The organism is Vulcanibacillus modesticaldus (assembly GCF_001730235.1).
Classification (GTDB): domain Bacteria; phylum Bacillota; class Bacilli; order Tepidibacillales; family Tepidibacillaceae; genus Vulcanibacillus; species Vulcanibacillus modesticaldus.
On sequence record NZ_MIJF01000014.1, the window covers coordinates 1 to 16110 of the forward strand.

Genomic DNA, 16110 nt, shown 5'->3' on the forward strand with positions numbered 1-16110 from the left:
GCCGTTATCTAAAGAATAGGTATCTTTAACCAAATCGTATATAAAGCTAAAGTCAATTGCTTGATCTATTTTCCTAACCAAATGATCCTCTGGTACCAGATCCTCTATTGATACTAATTCAACTTGAGTTCTCACATCTTCCTTACGCTTTGTTAACATATTTCTCCCCTCACAAGATATTTATTACAATATCTATTATACAAAAAAAGCTTGTAGATTTGTCTAAATAAAGACTTTGTCTACAAGCTGTAAGGTCACCTCTTGGTGACCTTTTTTATGCAATCATAATTTGCAGATTCTTTGCATAAGGCTTTAATAAGGATAGGAGGGGGCAAGTCAGATGAAAGGTTTCAGACAGAAATTGAGACAATTTTCAGCGGAACAATTGGATTTACCAAAGGATATTACTCTAAATTTGCCTCGGATTACTTTGATAGGTAATTATCAAATATACATAGAGAACCATCAAGGAATTATTAAGTTTACGGATCAGTATTTACAACTACGTGTACAGCAAAAAAATTTAAAGATAGTCGGTGAAAACTTAATAATCAAAACAATTTTACCAGATGAAATACTTGTTGAGGGAATTATAAAAGAGGTACGTTATTTGGATTAACTATAAAAAGATATTGATGGCCAATAATGAAAAAAGATGTATAAGGGTTAACGTGAGGAGGAACCACTTAAATGCAAAAAAAAATTAACTGGCTTAAAGGATATGTTATTTGTAGACTGAGTGGGAAACATATTGAATTGTTTATTAACCAAGCTATCAAAGAAGAACTAAATATTTGGGATGTTAAAATGATAAATGATGGTTCGGCAATTTTTTCAATTTCATTAAAGGATTTTTTTAGTTTAAAGCAAATATTAAAAAAAACGTTTACGAGAATACACATAATAAAAAAAATTGGATTACCCTTTTTGATGACTAAAGGTTTACGAAGAAAAGGGGTTTTAATTGGATTTATTTTATTTTTACTAATAATTTATCTATTCTCATCAATGATTTGGACTATTGAAATAGAAGGAAATAAAACTATTAAAGATGAAGAAATTTATCAGGCAATCAATGAAATAGGGATTCATAGGGGGATGTTAAAAATCAAATTACCTGATAAGAAGGTGATACAGGAGCAATTGCAAAATAAATTGGAGGATACCAGTTGGATTGGTGTTAAACTAAAGGGGACACTTCTTCAAATTACAGTTATTGAAAAAGTTAAACCTGACCCCAAACCATTGGTTGGTCCAAGAAATATTATTTCAACTAAAAATGCAGTTATCTATAAAATATTAGCAGAAACCGGGCTGCCACAAGTTAAAGTAAATGACAGGGTAAAAAAAGGCGATATTCTTATTTCTGGTTATATTGGTGAAGAAGAAGATAAAAAAGTAGTTGCCGCGGAAGGTGAAGTTTTAGGGATCGTTTGGTATCAATCAAGAATAATAATCCCAGTAAAACAAAAATGGAGAGAATTAACAGGAAATGTTTTTAAACGAAAATATATCATGATAGGAAATCGAATGATAAAAATTAAGGGTTTTGGGGAAATACCATATGAAAGATACCAACAAAGATATATCCTGAAACAATTAACCTTTAAAAATTATAAATTACCAGTAGGTTTTATTGAGGAAAATCTTTTAGAATATGAAGAAAGGGAAAGGTTTTTATCCGATACTTTAGCTTATAAAATAAGTATGGAACAGACAAAAAGAGATTTATATAGTAAAATTAAATCTGATAGCAAAATACTTAGTGAAAAAGTTTTGCTTAAAAAGAAAGAGAATGGTAAATTTACATTAAAAGTTTTATTTGAAGTATTAGAAGATATAACGACTACACAACCTATAATATTACAACCAATTGATCAAGGAGAATGATGACGATTGTACGTAGAGACTTTTGAAAAGAAAGTAAAACTAGATAACACTGAAGAAAGATTGAATCTATTTGGTCCAAACGAGCAATGGCTAGACATCATACAGAATCAATCCAATGTTCAAATCATAACAAGACATGAAAATATTCTTTTGCAAGGTGAGAAAGAAGATGTTGACCGTTTAGCTAATTTGTTTAACACGTTAATCAAACTGATAAAAAAGGGATTTAGGTTATCGGAAAGAGATATTTATTATGCCCTAGAGTTGGCTAAGGATAATCTTACAGAAGAATTATTGGACCTTTATGGTGAGAAGATCATTACCACTTATAAAGGGAAGGAAGTTTATGTTAAGTCCTTAGGCCAAAAACATTATATTTCCACCATTAGAAAGAAAGATATCGTTTTTGGAATTGGTCCAGCAGGAACAGGAAAAACTTATTTAGCTGTTGTCATGGCTGTTTCCGCCTTAAAGAAGGGGCAGGTTCGAAAGATAGTTCTTACAAGGCCTGCTGTAGAAGCTGGAGAAAATTTAGGATTTTTACCTGGTGATCTTCAAGAAAAAGTAGATCCATATTTAAGACCAATTTATGATGCATTATATGATCTCTTAGGAGTGGAACAAGTAAATAAGTTTTTGGAACGGGGTTTAATTGAAATTGCTCCATTAGCTTATATGAGGGGAAGAACGTTAAACGATTCATTCGTAATCTTAGACGAAGCCCAAAATACTACTCCGGAGCAGATGAAGATGTTCCTTACAAGATTAGGTTTTGGATCAAAGATGGTGATAACTGGTGACGTAACACAAATCGATCTTCCTAAAGGAAAAAAATCTGGCCTAAATGAAGCAGAAAGGATCCTTAAACGAATAGAAGAAATAGGGTTTATTTATCTATCTGAACAGGATGTTGTAAGACATTACTTAGTACAAAAAATTATTTCTGCTTATGATAGGGAGAGTTAATTGAGGAGAATTAATTATGCCTTTATCAGCATGATGAAAAGGGGCGAATTATTATTTATGAGAAATAATGGGGATAATAGGTTTAGATTGATTAAAATATTTGAAGGTTGGAAGGAACATACTTCTATCCGATTGATAATGTATGGTTTATTGGGTTTGTTCATGTACTTATTACTGATTGGACAAGTTATTCCTAAAACCTATAAGCTTACAGAGGGACAAGTTAGTCCAGTAACTTTAACTTCCCCTATTACCGTTGTAGATGAGTGGCAAACTAATCGTTTAAAAGATGATGCGGTTAAATCGGTATCTGACGTGTATACCACAGATTACACTATCGTAAATGACCAGCTTTTACAATTGGAGAAATTCTTTGATGTTATCATAAATATCATAGGACAAGAGGAATTGACACCAGAAGATAAGTTCAATCAACTTAAGGAAGCGAAAGCTTTAGCATTTTTAACTAACGATTCAATAAAGCTGATTTCCAACTTAGATGAAGATAAAGTAAAAAATCTTAAATATATAACAACATCTACCCTTGATATTGTTATGAATAATGGGGTTAGATTATCAGATTTAAATACCGTATACCTAAAGGTAGAAGAGCTAATTCAATCAAATCCTTTTGATAATGAAGAAAGCACTAGAAATTTAGCCTATGAAATAACTAAGTATTTTATTAAACCAAATGTTTTCTACAATTCTGATCAAACCTTCCTTCTTAGACAAGAGGCTAGAAATAGCGTAGAGCCAGTAATGATCAAGAAAGATGAGTTAATAGTAAAAGAAGGGCAGTTTATTGATAAACATACCTACGAAAAATTGAAAGCTGCTGGACTTTTGAAGGACAGTTCAACGGTATTTCCTCATTTTGGTTTAGTACTATTAGTATCGTTGATCTTGTTGATCCTATATTTTAGCATTGAACGGATGAAACCGATACTGCATCAAGATAACAAATCGCTATTGATGGTTTTTACAATCATCATATTTACTTTTATAAGCATTAGTATCATTGGCTTATTTGAAGAATCTGTCTTATCATCATCCTATGGCTTTTTAGCCCCAGTAGCTTTTGGAGTGATGTTGATTACCTTATTTATAAGTGTGAAATTTGCTATATTAAGTGGCCTAATATTTAGTATTTACGCTAGTCTTGTATTTAGTACAGACCAAACAATGATTTTTGATTTTCGATACGGTTTTGTTTTGTTAATAGGTAGTACAGCAGGTGCTTTTGCCGTAGGAAATATCAGACAGCGATCATCTATCTTTAAGTCTGGTCTTATCGTAGCCTTATTTAATGTTTTATCGATCTTAGTTCTAATAATGTTATCTGCTCAAAGTTATACATTCAGAGAAGGAATTGATTCTCTTGTTGCTGGTTTGATTGGTGGGATATTTTCTGCAATTCTAACGATTGGTACAATGCCGTTTTTTGAAACTGTTTTTGGTATCTTGTCACCTATTAAATTAGTAGAATTATCAAACCCAAACCACCCATTGTTACGTAAATTATTGATTGAAACCCCAGGAACATATCATCATAGTATTATAGTCGGTAATTTAGCCGAATCTGCGGCCGAAGCAATCGGGGCTAATGGTTTATTAGCAAGGGTAGGCGCTTATTATCATGATTTGGGTAAGACCAAAAGACCTACCTTCTTTATAGAAAATCAATTAAATAGTATGGAAAATCCCCATGATAAGATTTCACCTAGTTTAAGTAAAAATATAATATTAGCTCATCCAAGTGATGGAGTGAAGATGTTAAAAGAACATAAGATACCGGTTCCTATTCAGGATATTGCTATACAACATCACGGCACTACTTTGCTTAAATATTTTTATCATAAAGCTGTCAAGGAATCTGAACAAATCATTTCTGAGGATGAATACAGATACCCTTATCCTAAACCACAGACAAAAGAAGCTGCTATTGTAGGGATTGCTGATAGTGTGGAGGCGGCTGTAAGATCAATTTCTAATCCGACAAATGAGATAATCGAAGATACCGTAAGGAAAATAATAAAAGCTAAACTAGATGATGGACAATTGAATGAATGTGATTTGACTTTAAAAGAGTTAGAAATAATTTCAGTTTCAATGTTAGAAACGCTTAAGGGTATTTTTCATTCTAGAATTGAGTATCCTGAAGATAAAGAGTATCAAGATAAAGGAGCGGAAACTAGTTAATGATTCAAGTTGAAACGATTAACGAACAAGAGGAACGAGAGATAACGGAAAAGGAGATCCAACTTATTGAAGCTGTAATTCAAGAAGCTGCGAAAGTAGAAAACATTACAAATGGGGAAGTGGTAATCACTTTAGTAGATGATGAAAAAATCCATCAACTTAATCTTGAATATCGTGGAGTAGATCGTCCAACTGATGTTCTTTCTTTTGCTATGAATGAGCAAGGAGAAGATGAATTTGAAATAATATATGATGATCAAGATAACGAATTACCAAATATACTGGGAGATATTATCATTTCCATTCCCCGGGTAATAAAACAAGCTATTGAATATGGACATTCTTTTGAGAGAGAACTAGGCTTTTTGACTGTCCATGGTTTTTTACATTTAATCGGTTATGACCACCTAACAGATGAAGAAGAAAAAGTTATGTTTGCCAAACAAGAACAAATATTGGGTAATTTAAAACTTTTAAGGTGATGGTGGATTTGTTTGTAAAGGATCTGATACGAAGTTTTTATTTTGCTAGTGAAGGCATAGTTTATACTATTAATACTCAACACAATATGAAGGTTCATCTGGTTACTGCTTTAAGCATATTATTATTAGGTATGGGGCTTCGTTTTACAGAATCTGATGTGATAATAATATTGTTAAGTATTGGTATGGTAATGTTCGCAGAAATATTAAATACTGCCATAGAGCAAGCTGTTAATTTATCAACAAAAGAGTATCATCCAATTGCTAAAGCAGCAAAGGATGCAGCAGCGGGTGGAGTATTACTTATCGTATTTATTGCAATTCTTGTGGGAATCGTGGTAATATTTCCTTACCTAGAAAAAATATATAGAGAAGGATGGACGAGTAGAGAATCCCATCCCCTCTCTTTTTTTATCCAACAAGGACTTTTTATCCTTCTTTTTACTTTTGGAGTGAAGGCTTTTTGGTATCAAAAAAACAAACAATATCAACCACATATACTGATTGGAATTTTGTTTTTTTTGGCTTCATTTTTTAGTATTTTATATGTACCAACGTCATATATTATTTTGATTATTCCTATCTTGTTGATTCCTTGTTTTATTAAGAGGGGATATTCTTGGATAGCTATTTTACAAAATGGATTTATTTCGGTAGCAGGTTTTTATCTGCTGTATTGGGCTTTTTATTAAAAATTGGGGAAAGTTTTCAGTGGAAGGGGTAATATCTTTAAATGTTGAAAAAAGACAGCATACGTTCTAATCTTCTCATGGGATTTATCGTTTTACTACCTACGATTTTAACTATCTATGTATTCGTTTTCTTATTTGAATTTGTTGATCGCTTATTAGGTAGATTTATAAGTAAGATTTTGGTGGTTTTGCATATTATCCCAAAGTTCCCTATTGAACTCCCGATTATTGATGTAACACTGGTGGATAGAATCCCTGGTATTGGATTTATTGCCACTGTTTTTTTACTGATAAGTGTTGGAATTGCTACTAAAAGTTTAATCGGTAAACAAATGATTCGACTAAATGAATCTTTGTTTTCTAAAATCCCAATTGCAAGGAGTATATATTCCACTGTTAAACAAATTACAAATGCTTTTACCCGAGAAAAAAGTTCATTTAAAAGGGTTGTATTAGTTGAATATCCAAGAAAAGGCATCTATACAATGGGGTTTTTTACTGGTGAAGGTCAGGTAGGGATAGATACGTTAATATCTAGAGAGTTAGTAAATGTATTTCTTCCCACTACTCCTAATCCGACCTCTGGGTGGTTAGTGCTCGTACCAAGAAATGAAGTGATTTTTTTAGAAATGTCTGTTGAGGATGGGTTAAAATATATAATATCAGGTGGCGTAGTAAATCCAGATAATATCAGCAATGAAACTGATGATTCTAAGATGAAAAAACAGGATCAGAAGGAAAGAGAATTGGTACCATTTTAATTAATTAGATTGTTTTATAGGGGGTAATAATTATGGATAAAAAGGAACTAGTAAATTTAGCGAAAGAGGCACGCAGTAATGCTTATGTTCCCTATTCAAAATTTAAAGTTGGAGCAGCTTTAATTACCAAAGATGGCAAGGTATTTAAAGGCGCTAACGTTGAAAATGCGTCCTACGGATTAACGAACTGTGCCGAAAGAACAGCAATCTTTAAGGCCGTTTCAGAAGGAGAGCGTGAATTTGATGCTATTGCTATCATCGCTGATACTGAAGGACCAGTATCTCCTTGTGGTGCTTGTCGTCAAGTAATAGCTGAATTTTTCAAACCTAGTTCTAAAGTTTATTTAGCTAATTTGAATGGTGAAGTATTTGAAACTACTGTAGAACGGTTACTACCGGGAGCTTTTACGCAGGAGGATTTAAATGAATCAGAAAAGTAGTAGATCTGGCTTTGTTGCTTTAATAGGTCGTCCCAATGTAGGTAAGTCTACCTTACTTAATCAGGTTATGGGGCAAAAAATTGCAATTATGTCGGATAAACCTCAAACGACGAGGAACAAAATTAGGGCAGTTTATACTGATGAACAAGGACAGATTATCTTCATTGATACACCTGGAGTACACAAGCCTAAATCTAAGTTAGGCGCATACATGATGAATATTACTTTGACGACATTACAAGAGGTTGATCTAATACTTTATCTGATCGACGTTACAGAAAAATTTGGTCCTGGTGAACAATTTATTATTGAAAAATTAAAGGAAGTTAAATCAACACCAGTTTATCTGATATTAAATAAGATTGATTTAATTTCTCCAGAACAACTTTTACCGATAATAGACAATTATCGCAAACAACTTGATTTTGCGGAGATAATTCCTATTTCAGCTCTAAAAGGAAACAATATTTCAACGTTAATGACGGAAATTTATGAGGTATTACCTGAAGGACCATACTATTATCCTAAAGATCAGGTGGTAGAACATCCTGAACGTTTTATTGTTGCTGAATTAATCAGAGAAAAAATTTTACACCATACTAGGGAAGAAGTTCCTCATTCAATTGCAGTTGTCGTAGAATCAATGAAACCTGGAGATGAAAACCCTGACTCTATCATAATTCAGGCTGTTATCTATACTGAAAGGCAATCCCAAAAGGGAATTATCATCGGTAAAAATGGCAGAATGTTAAAAGTTATAGGTAAAGAGGCTAGAGAGGATATTGAGGGATTATTAGGATCGAAAATATTCCTTGAACTGTGGGTAAAAGTTAAGGAGGACTGGAGAAATAAGGAGTTTTTATTAAAAGATTTTGGATACACGGAGATAGATGAATAAAGATATCTAATCAGGATTTAATTTTATACTATTTTAGATAAATAATTCATGGTAAAATATAATAGTTATTTTGCTAAAGGGGGGAGAAACATGAAACATATCAAAATATTATCTCGTAATCGTTTGCAAGACACTATGCTTACTGGAACTTGTGAAAAGTGTTCAGCATCATGCCAATCAGCGTGTAAAACCTCTATTACTGTAGGAAATACTATCTGCTATACTAAAGTAGAGAATAAATAATCACGAAGCTCCCCATGGGAGCGTTTTTTTTGAGAGGAGAGCATATATGATAAAGGGACAAGTGCACGTTTTTACCTACAAAGATAAAAATATAGTCTTAGATGTAAATAGTAACTCGCTATTTACGGTTGATGAACTTGCCAAAGAAATCATCCATTTATATCCTTCCTTTACCTTAGCAGAGATAATCGGAAAATTAAATGGTAAATACGATGAAAATAAAATAACCGAAGCCTACCAAGAGATTCAACAATTACATCAAGAGGGAATCATATATTCAGAAGGAGTTCTGCCAGAAGAAGAACATGATCCAGAAGAATTTGAGATTAAATCAATGTGTTTACATGTTTCCCATGATTGTAATTTACGCTGTAAGTACTGTTTTGCGGGAACTGGACCATATGGACAGAAACGTTCATTAATGACTTTTGAACAGGGTAAAAAGGCAATCGATTTTTTAGTTAGCCAAGCTAAAAATACCAGCCATTTTGAAATAGACTTTTTTGGCGGAGAGCCTTTATTAAATTTTTCGGTGGTAAAGCAAATAGTTGCCTATGCTAGGGAGAAGGAAAAAGAAACAGGAAAAAAATTTGATTTTTCCTTAACAACAAACGGTGTGTATATCAATGAAGAAGTAGAAGAATTTATCGCAAACGAAAATATAAACTTGATTTTGAGTATTGATGGGCGTCCAGAAGTAAATGACAAAATGCGACCTATGGATGATGGATCAGGTTCTTACCAAACAATTGTAAAGAATTATCAACGGATAAATTCGGAACGCAGTGGTAATGCTGATAATCGTTATGGTAGAGGAATTTACACCTATTATCGTGGAACATTTACAAGTGAAAATTTAGATTTTGCTAATGACGTACTTCATCTTTCAGATTTAGGTTTTAAGAGGATTTCTGTTGAACCGGTTGTTCTGCCAGAAAATCGTAAATATGCTATCAAGAAAGATCACTTACCGGAACTTTTTGAACAGTATGATGTTTTGACAGAGAGCTACTTAGAGAGAAAAGGTACAGACAAAGAATTTCATTTTCATCATTTCGAAGTAGATATGGAAGAAGGACCATGTTTTTCTAAGAGGATAACCGGTTGTGGTGCGGGATATCAATACATGGCGATAACACCCGAAGGAGATATTTATCCTTGTCATCAATTCGTTGGTAAAAAAGAGATGATAATAGGTAACCTTAAAGAGGGCTTTACAAATAAAAAATTGATGAATAAATTTAGAAATACCAACATCTATACTAAACCAGCTTGTAAAGAGTGTTGGGCACGTCATTTATGTGGCGGAGGATGTCACGTAAATGCTTATGGATTTAATGATGATTTAAATAAACCTTATGAAGTTGGTTGTGAATTGACTAAAAAGCGTTTTGAGAATGCATTATACCTCAAAGTATTAGAGCTGGAGCAAGAATAGGGTTAAAGGAAGTCCATAAAGGGCTTCCTTTTTAAGTTGACTCGAACGTATCAAAATGATAAATTCTTTTAATAAATACAGAGTAAACTATTTTAAGTTCTTTCCTTAACTAAAGCATGAGATTTTTTTCCTTGTATTGAAATAAACTTACTCGCTTATCCTATTAAGTACAACGTACTCAATCTGGAAGGAGAGGTGAAAACCATGAAAGATTTTTCGTGGAAATATTTTTATAACACTGGACAGATTGATGCTTATCTCTTATTCAAGGATGTTGAATCTATACAACAAGATAAGGAGCTTTCTGATTTTCAAAAACTTGAATGAAGTTTAAGTAGCCTCTGTTTTCCAAAATCAGCATTTGATATTATATACATTACAAGATATAGATAAAACAGCTTTTTGGAGTGAAATAGATGATCTATAAAACAGAGGGGATAGTCATAAAATCAATGGACTACGGAGAAGGTAGCAAAATCATTACCGTTTTTACTAAAAAATTGGGGAAAATATCGCTGGTAGCTAGAGGTGCTAAAAAACCTAGGAATAGATTCCATGGTGTAACCGAAGTTTTCAGCTATGGTGAATTTGTCTTCTTTAAAGGACAAAATATGGGTACCTTAAATCAAGGAGAATTGCAAGAACATTTTGTTGATATTTCACAAGATATTGAAAAAACAGCTTATGCTGCATATATTGTTGAACTTGTAGATAAAGTTACTGAATCTAATCAACCTAATCCTTTTCTGTTTGAGCAGTTACTATATAGTTTAGAATACCTTAATGAAGGTAAGGATATGGAAATAATAACGAGGATTTTTGAGATGAAGATATTCCTTATTTCAGGCTATCGTCCTCACCTCCATTCTTGTGCGATTTGTGGATCAGAAAAAGATTTGAATTCCTTCAGTATCATTCATGGTGGGGTTATTTGTAATAAGCACAAAGAACAAAAGGCTATTACCCTTCAACCTAGCACCATTAAATTACTTAGATTATTTGAAAGCATTGATTTTAAGCGTTTAGGTAATATCAATGTAAAGTCTTCGACAAAATCCCAACTCGAACTAGTCATGAAGTCTTTCTTGGATGAGTATCTTGGATTTGACTTGAAAGCTAGAAATTTTCTGGAACAAATTAAAGATCTTAAACCATAGCATAATTAAAGAAGATATGATATGCCTATCTAATCATTGAGCTTAAGAAGCTGAGTTAATGAAGATGTTGAAAATAACTTAATAATTTGGTATATTTCTATATAAACTAAATATCAAGTGATGATAGAGAACAGTAGCTAGCCAAACATCATTTAGCGAGTTGGGGATAGTGGGAGCCCAATTGATGAACTAGTGAAGGGCGCTCTTGAGCTTTTTGGAAAAAAGAGGACTTATAAAGTCAAATAGGGTGGAACCGCGGGAACTCTCTCGTCCCTATACATTAATTATGTATAGTGACAGGAGAGTTTTCTTTTTTGTCACTAGAGGTAAATTAGATGGAGGTGCTATTTTTATGAATTTTCAAGAGATGATCTTAACTTTACAAAACTTTTGGGCTAAACAAAATTGTATTATCGTACAACCCTATGATGTAGAAAAGGGTGCTGGTACGATGAATCCAATGACATATTTGAGGAGTATTGGCCCTGAGCCATGGAATGTTGCTTACGTTGAACCATCAAGAAGACCTGTTGATGGAAGATATGGTGAAAATCCAAATCGTTTGTATCAACATCATCAGTTTCAAGTAATTTTGAAACCTTCACCAGATAATATTCAGGAGCTTTATCTTGAAAGCTTGAAAGAACTAGGAATTGATCCCTTAGATCACGATATTCGTTTTGTTGAGGATAACTGGGAAGCTCCAACCTTAGGTGCTTGGGGGCTAGGTTGGGAAGTATGGTTAGATGGTATGGAGATTACCCAATTCACCTATTTCCAACAGGTTGGTGGATTAGATTGCAATCCAGTTGCAGTAGAAATAACCTATGGATTAGAAAGATTGGCTTCATATATTCAAAATAAGGAAAATGTTTTTGATTTAGAATGGGTAGATGGTGTTACTTATAGAGATGTTTTCCATCAGCAAGAGTATGAGCATTCCAAATATACCTTTGAAGTATCTGATAGCAAAATGCTATTCACACTTTTTAACACTTATGAGCAAGAAGCTAAACGTGCTCTAGACGAAAACCTCGTTTATCCTGCGTATGATTATGTCTTAAAATGTTCTCATACTTTTAATCTTTTAGATGCAAGGGGAGCTATCAGCGTAACTGAACGTGCTGGATACATAGCTAGGGTTAGAAACTTAGCAAAGCGTTGTGCTCAAGTTTATTATCAAGAACGAGAAAAACTAGGCTTTCCAATGCTAAAAGATAAGGAGGCAAAATAATGAGTAAGGATCTTTTGGTTGAAATTGGTACAGAAGAGATACCTGCACGTTTTATCTCAGATGCAGTTAATCAACTAGCAACTCGATTAACAGATTGGCTACAAGAATCTAAGATAACTTTTGCAGAAGTTTTAACATACTCTACCCCAAGGAGATTAGCTGTTATCGTTAAAGATGTTGCCGAAAAACAAGAAGATATAGTTGAAGAAGTTAGGGGACCATCATTAAAGATTGCTAAAGATGAGGTAGGCAATTGGACTAAGGCAGCTCAAGGATTTGCAAGGGGACAAGGAGTGTCTGTTGAAAAATTAATTGTAAAAGAAATCAAAAATGTGGAATATGTCTTTGCCATAAAAGAGTACCAAGGGCAAGAGGTAGAACAATTATTACCTTCTGTTATTAAGGGAATAATCCAATCTATGACTTTCCCTAAAAATATGCGTTGGGGTAATCAAGAACTAAGATTTGTTCGCCCAATACGTTGGCTCCTTACTCTTTTTGGGGATAAATTGATACCTATTGAGATTACAGATGTTAAATCTGATTTCAAAAGCTATGGACATCGATTTATTGGTCAAACAGTTACCGTTCCATCAGCAGAGCAATATAAATCTCTATTGAAAGAACAATTTGTTATTGTTGATCCAGCTGAAAGAAAAGAATTAATTCTAAAACAAATTAATGATTTAGCAGCGGAGAAGGACTGGAATGTTCCTATTGATGAGGAACTTTTAGAAGAAGTAGTCAACCTTGTAGAGTATCCTACTGTTCTTTTTGGAAGTTTTAAAGAGGAATTTTTAGATATTCCAAAAGAAGTTCTAATTACAACAATGAAGGAACATCAAAGGTATTTTCCTGTTGAAGATAAAGCAGGCAGTCTATTACCATACTTCATAACTGTAAGAAACGGAGATCGTCGTTCATTAGAATTGGTAAGCAAAGGAAATGAAAAAGTATTAACTGCACGTTTAGCAGATGCAAGATTTTTCTATTTAGAAGATCAAAAGTTAGAGATAAGCGAAGCGGTTTCTAAGTTAGAAAACGTGGTATTTCAAGAAGGTTTGGGTACTATTGGGGATAAGGTAAGAAGAATTACAGAAGTTTCATCACAATTAGGTAATCTTCTTAAACTAGATGAAAACACTTTAAAGAATATTACTCGAACATCTGAAATATGTAAATTTGATTTGGTAACAAATATGGTATATGAATTTCCAGAATTACAAGGTTTAATGGGTGAAAAATATTCAAGAATGCATGGAGAAAATGAGGAGGTCTCTAAGGGGATTTTTGAACATTATTTACCTCGTTTCTCCGGTGATTCTCTTCCAGAAACAGTTGTAGGGCAGGTAGTTAGTATTGCTGATAAAATGGATAATATTGTTGGTTCGTTTTCCATCGGTAAAATTCCTACAGGTTCACAGGATCCTCTTGGATTAAGAAGACAAGCAGCGGGTATAGTTCAGATACTATTAGAAAAGCTCAACAACATCAGTTTAAAACAACTTTTTGATTTGGCAATTGAGGCCTATGAACAGAGGGGATTATTAAAACGTAGTAAAAATGAAATCTTATTAGATCTGGATGATTTCTTTACACTACGTCTTAAAAATTTAATGCAGGAAAAGGGCATACGATATGATGTTATTGAAGCCGTGCTAGAAACTGATAAAAATGATGTCAAAAGACTTGTTGATAAAGCCTTATCCATTTCTACTGAAATTGATGATCCAACTTTTAAAAATGTCGTCGATTCCTTAACTAGGGTGATGAATATTGCTACAAAAGCCGAAAAATCTGATACGGATCCAAGCCAATACGTAGAGGATGAGGAAATGAACTTATATAAAGCCTTTGAAAAATTACAACAAAATACAGTAAATGTCGTGGATGCAATGGAGATATTACAACAATTGAAAGCATTAAAAGAACCAATAGATGCCTATTTTAATAAAGTTATGGTCATGGTGGATGATGACAAGTTGCGTAGCAATCGTCTTGGTTTATTACTATCTATTTCTAACTATATCCGTCAATATGCCGATTTCAATAAGCTAGTTTTTGCTTAAAAAATTACGACTCCCTTTAAGTAATGTTCAAACCATATTTTTATGTCGAACATCGACTTTTAGGGAGTTTTTTTAAAATTGCTGTTGCATAAATTGAAATTAAAATATAGTATATACTATATAAGGATATAGGATAAATAGTATAACACATTGCTAAAGGTGGTGAAAACCATAGAACTCACAAATCGACAAGAACAAATAGTTAAGATTGTAAAAGAAGAAGGTCCAATTACTGGGGAGAAGATTGCAGAAAAATTGAATCTTACCCGTGCTACGTTAAGACCTGATTTGGCTATACTCACAATGTCCGGTTTTTTAGATGCTAGGCCTAAAGTAGGTTATTTCTATACGGGCAAAAAAGGAAATCAGTTAATAAGTGAAGCTCTTAAGAAAATGAGTGTTAAAGATTATAAGGCTATGCCAGTAGTAATTAAAGAAGAGTCTTCCGTATATGATGCGATAGTAATGATGTTTTTAGAAGATGTTGGCACTTTAGCTGTGGTTAATAATCGGGGAACTTTAGCAGGTGTTGTTTCTAGAAAAGATTTATTAAAGGTGGCTATGGGCAAACAAAACCTTCAAGATATCCCTGTTTCTGTCATTATGACTAGAATGCCCAATATAATCACTTGTCATATAGATGATCCTTTAATTGAAGTAGCCAATATCCTAATTCAAAATCAGATTGATTCTGTACCGGTTGTACGTTCAATTGAAAATGGGTTAGAGGTAATTGGACGTATTACTAAGACGACGATTACTAAAGCATTTGTAGAATTAGGAATTGATAAGGACGTGTAGGGAGGGAAGTATCATAGTTAATCTGATAGATAATCCAATTATTTATGTTATTTCCGATTCAATCGGTGAAACAGCTGAATATGTAGTAAGGGCGGCGGTAAGTCAATTTAATGGTGGTACTGCCGAGATAAGACGTATTTCTTATGTAGATGATAGGCAATCAATTGATGAAATTATCCAATCTGCTAAAGAAGTCGATGGACTGATTGCTTTTACTATAGTTATTGAGGATTTAAGGCAGTACATTATTAAAAGGTCCAGTGAAGTGGGTGTGAAAACAGTAGATATAATGGGTCCGATGATTGATGCGCTTAAATCCATATATGTTGTTCCACCAAAAATGAAGCCAGGTTTAGTTAGACAGTTAGACGAAGAGTATTTTAGAAAAGTGGAAGCGATTGAATTTGCAGTTAAATACGATGATGGTAAAGATCCTAGAGGTATCGTAAAAGCTGATGTTGTTCTGATAGGTGTTTCTAGGACTTCTAAAACCCCATTATCAATGTATTTAGCTCATAAGCGATTAAAGGTGGCCAATGTACCATTGGTTCCAGAAGTTGAGCCTTCTGAAGAGTTATTTAAAGTTTCCAATAAAAAGATAATCGGGCTTAAAATAAATCCAGAGAAGTTAAATACAATTAGAGAAGAAAGGTTAAAATCATTGGGGTTGTCTACTGATGCTAATTATGCCAATTACGAAAGAATATTAGAAGAGTTGGAATATGCAGAGAAGATAATGAAACGAATTGGTTGTCCCGTGATTGATGTTTCCAATAAAGCGATAGAAGAGACGGCAAACATTATTTTAGACATGATTAAAAAAAGGTAGGGGAAACG

Annotated in this window: 18 protein-coding genes and 1 other annotated feature; of the genes, 17 read left to right on the forward strand and 1 reads right to left on the reverse strand. The window is 33.3% G+C overall.

The features are described 5' to 3' along the window. The coding region (locus BHF71_RS11470) for a transposase (protein ID WP_084024202.1) at positions 1-159 on the reverse strand (159 nt) is incomplete at its 3' end. Between the two features lie 181 nt (positions 160-340). Between BHF71_RS11470 and yqfC the strand changes: the two genes are divergently transcribed. The 17 genes from yqfC (at position 341) to BHF71_RS04030 (ending at position 16102) form a co-directional block, all read left to right on the forward strand. After that, positions 341-619 (forward strand): sporulation protein YqfC, encoded by a 279-nt coding sequence (gene yqfC, locus BHF71_RS03955; protein WP_069656379.1) that lies wholly within the window; start codon positions 341-343, stop codon positions 617-619. A gap of 71 nt (positions 620-690) precedes the next feature. Beyond that, the gene (gene yqfD / locus BHF71_RS03960) at positions 691-1890 is read left to right on the forward strand and encodes a sporulation protein YqfD (RefSeq protein WP_069656380.1); all 1200 of its coding nucleotides are present in this window, start codon (positions 691-693) and stop codon (positions 1888-1890) included. Positions 1891-1896: 6 nt separating this feature from the next. Then, a complete protein-coding gene (locus BHF71_RS03965; RefSeq protein ID WP_069656381.1) occupies positions 1897-2856 on the forward strand; it encodes a PhoH family protein in 960 nt (319 codons plus the stop codon). Next, complete coding sequence (locus BHF71_RS03970) at positions 2857-5058, forward strand: HD family phosphohydrolase (RefSeq protein WP_084024204.1); 2202 nt, start codon at positions 2857-2859, stop codon at positions 5056-5058. Continuing rightward, a complete protein-coding gene (gene ybeY / locus BHF71_RS03975) occupies positions 5058-5540 on the forward strand; it encodes an rRNA maturation RNase YbeY (protein ID WP_069656382.1) in 483 nt (160 codons plus the stop codon). The genes BHF71_RS03970 and ybeY overlap by 1 nt, the downstream gene beginning before the upstream one ends. Before the next feature lie 8 nt (positions 5541-5548). Further along, entirely contained in the window at positions 5549-6232 is a 684-nt protein-coding gene (locus BHF71_RS03980) for a diacylglycerol kinase family protein (protein WP_069656383.1), read from the forward strand. A 41-nt stretch (positions 6233-6273) separates the two neighbouring features. Beyond that, positions 6274-6993: a DUF502 domain-containing protein gene (locus BHF71_RS03985; protein ID WP_069656384.1), complete on the forward strand. Its 720-nt coding sequence runs from the start codon at positions 6274-6276 to the stop codon at positions 6991-6993. Positions 6994-7025: 32 nt separating this feature from the next. Continuing rightward, on the forward strand, positions 7026-7433 hold the full coding sequence (locus tag BHF71_RS03990) for a cytidine deaminase (RefSeq protein ID WP_069656385.1): 408 nt from the start codon (positions 7026-7028) through the stop codon (positions 7431-7433). Continuing rightward, on the forward strand, positions 7417-8331 hold the full coding sequence (gene era / locus BHF71_RS03995; RefSeq protein ID WP_069656386.1) for a GTPase Era: 915 nt from the start codon (positions 7417-7419) through the stop codon (positions 8329-8331). Before BHF71_RS03990 ends, era begins: the two co-directional genes overlap by 17 nt. 90 nt (positions 8332-8421) lie before the next feature. Then, positions 8422-8574: a six-cysteine ranthipeptide SCIFF gene (scfA, locus tag BHF71_RS04000; RefSeq protein WP_069656387.1), complete on the forward strand. Its 153-nt coding sequence runs from the start codon at positions 8422-8424 to the stop codon at positions 8572-8574. A gap of 46 nt (positions 8575-8620) precedes the next feature. Continuing rightward, positions 8621-10012, forward strand: coding sequence for a thioether cross-link-forming SCIFF peptide maturase (scfB, locus tag BHF71_RS04005; RefSeq protein WP_069656388.1), 1392 nt, complete (start codon positions 8621-8623; stop codon positions 10010-10012). Positions 10013-10216: 204 nt separating this feature from the next. Beyond that, a complete protein-coding gene (locus BHF71_RS11475) occupies positions 10217-10339 on the forward strand; it encodes a YqzL family protein (RefSeq protein WP_084024208.1) in 123 nt (40 codons plus the stop codon). Positions 10340-10428: 89 nt separating this feature from the next. After that, positions 10429-11169, forward strand: a complete 741-nt coding sequence (recO, locus tag BHF71_RS04010) for a DNA repair protein RecO (RefSeq protein ID WP_069656389.1) — start codon at positions 10429-10431, stop codon at positions 11167-11169. Positions 11170-11280: 111 nt separating this feature from the next. Next, positions 11281-11447, forward strand: a binding site (T-box leader). 74 nt (positions 11448-11521) lie between these two features. Continuing rightward, a complete protein-coding gene (gene glyQ, locus BHF71_RS04015; protein WP_069656390.1) occupies positions 11522-12403 on the forward strand; it encodes a glycine--tRNA ligase subunit alpha in 882 nt (293 codons plus the stop codon). Further along, positions 12403-14472, forward strand: coding sequence for a glycine--tRNA ligase subunit beta (glyS, locus tag BHF71_RS04020; RefSeq protein ID WP_069656391.1), 2070 nt, complete (start codon positions 12403-12405; stop codon positions 14470-14472). The genes glyQ and glyS overlap by 1 nt, the downstream gene beginning before the upstream one ends. 159 nt (positions 14473-14631) lie before the next feature. Further along, entirely contained in the window at positions 14632-15273 is a 642-nt protein-coding gene (gene ccpN / locus BHF71_RS04025) for a transcriptional regulator CcpN (protein ID WP_069656409.1), read from the forward strand. Then, positions 15257-16102 (forward strand): pyruvate, water dikinase regulatory protein, encoded by an 846-nt coding sequence (locus BHF71_RS04030; RefSeq protein ID WP_245683817.1) that lies wholly within the window; start codon positions 15257-15259, stop codon positions 16100-16102. Before ccpN ends, BHF71_RS04030 begins: the two co-directional genes overlap by 17 nt. The last annotated feature ends 8 nt before the right edge of the window (positions 16103-16110 follow it).

Bases quoted from the DNA above. Each gene is read 5' to 3' on its own strand.
- yqfC (WP_069656379.1), top strand. From the start codon at position 341: ATGAAAGGTTTCAGACAGAAATTGAGACAATTTTCAGCGGAACAATTG.
- glyS (WP_069656391.1), top strand. From the start codon at position 12,403: ATGAGTAAGGATCTTTTGGTTGAAATTGGTACAGAAGAGATACCTGCA.
- recO (WP_069656389.1), top strand. From the start codon at position 10,429: ATGATCTATAAAACAGAGGGGATAGTCATAAAATCAATGGACTACGGA.
- BHF71_RS03990 (WP_069656385.1), top strand. From the start codon at position 7,026: ATGGATAAAAAGGAACTAGTAAATTTAGCGAAAGAGGCACGCAGTAAT.
- ybeY (WP_069656382.1), top strand. From the start codon at position 5,058: ATGATTCAAGTTGAAACGATTAACGAACAAGAGGAACGAGAGATAACG.
- scfB (WP_069656388.1), top strand. From the start codon at position 8,621: ATGATAAAGGGACAAGTGCACGTTTTTACCTACAAAGATAAAAATATA.
- era (WP_069656386.1), top strand. From the start codon at position 7,417: ATGAATCAGAAAAGTAGTAGATCTGGCTTTGTTGCTTTAATAGGTCGT.
- scfA (WP_069656387.1), top strand. From the start codon at position 8,422: ATGAAACATATCAAAATATTATCTCGTAATCGTTTGCAAGACACTATG.
- glyQ (WP_069656390.1), top strand. From the start codon at position 11,522: ATGAATTTTCAAGAGATGATCTTAACTTTACAAAACTTTTGGGCTAAA.
- BHF71_RS03985 (WP_069656384.1), top strand. From the start codon at position 6,274: ATGTTGAAAAAAGACAGCATACGTTCTAATCTTCTCATGGGATTTATC.
- yqfD (WP_069656380.1), top strand. From the start codon at position 691: ATGCAAAAAAAAATTAACTGGCTTAAAGGATATGTTATTTGTAGACTG.
- BHF71_RS11475 (WP_084024208.1), top strand. From the start codon at position 10,217: ATGAAAGATTTTTCGTGGAAATATTTTTATAACACTGGACAGATTGAT.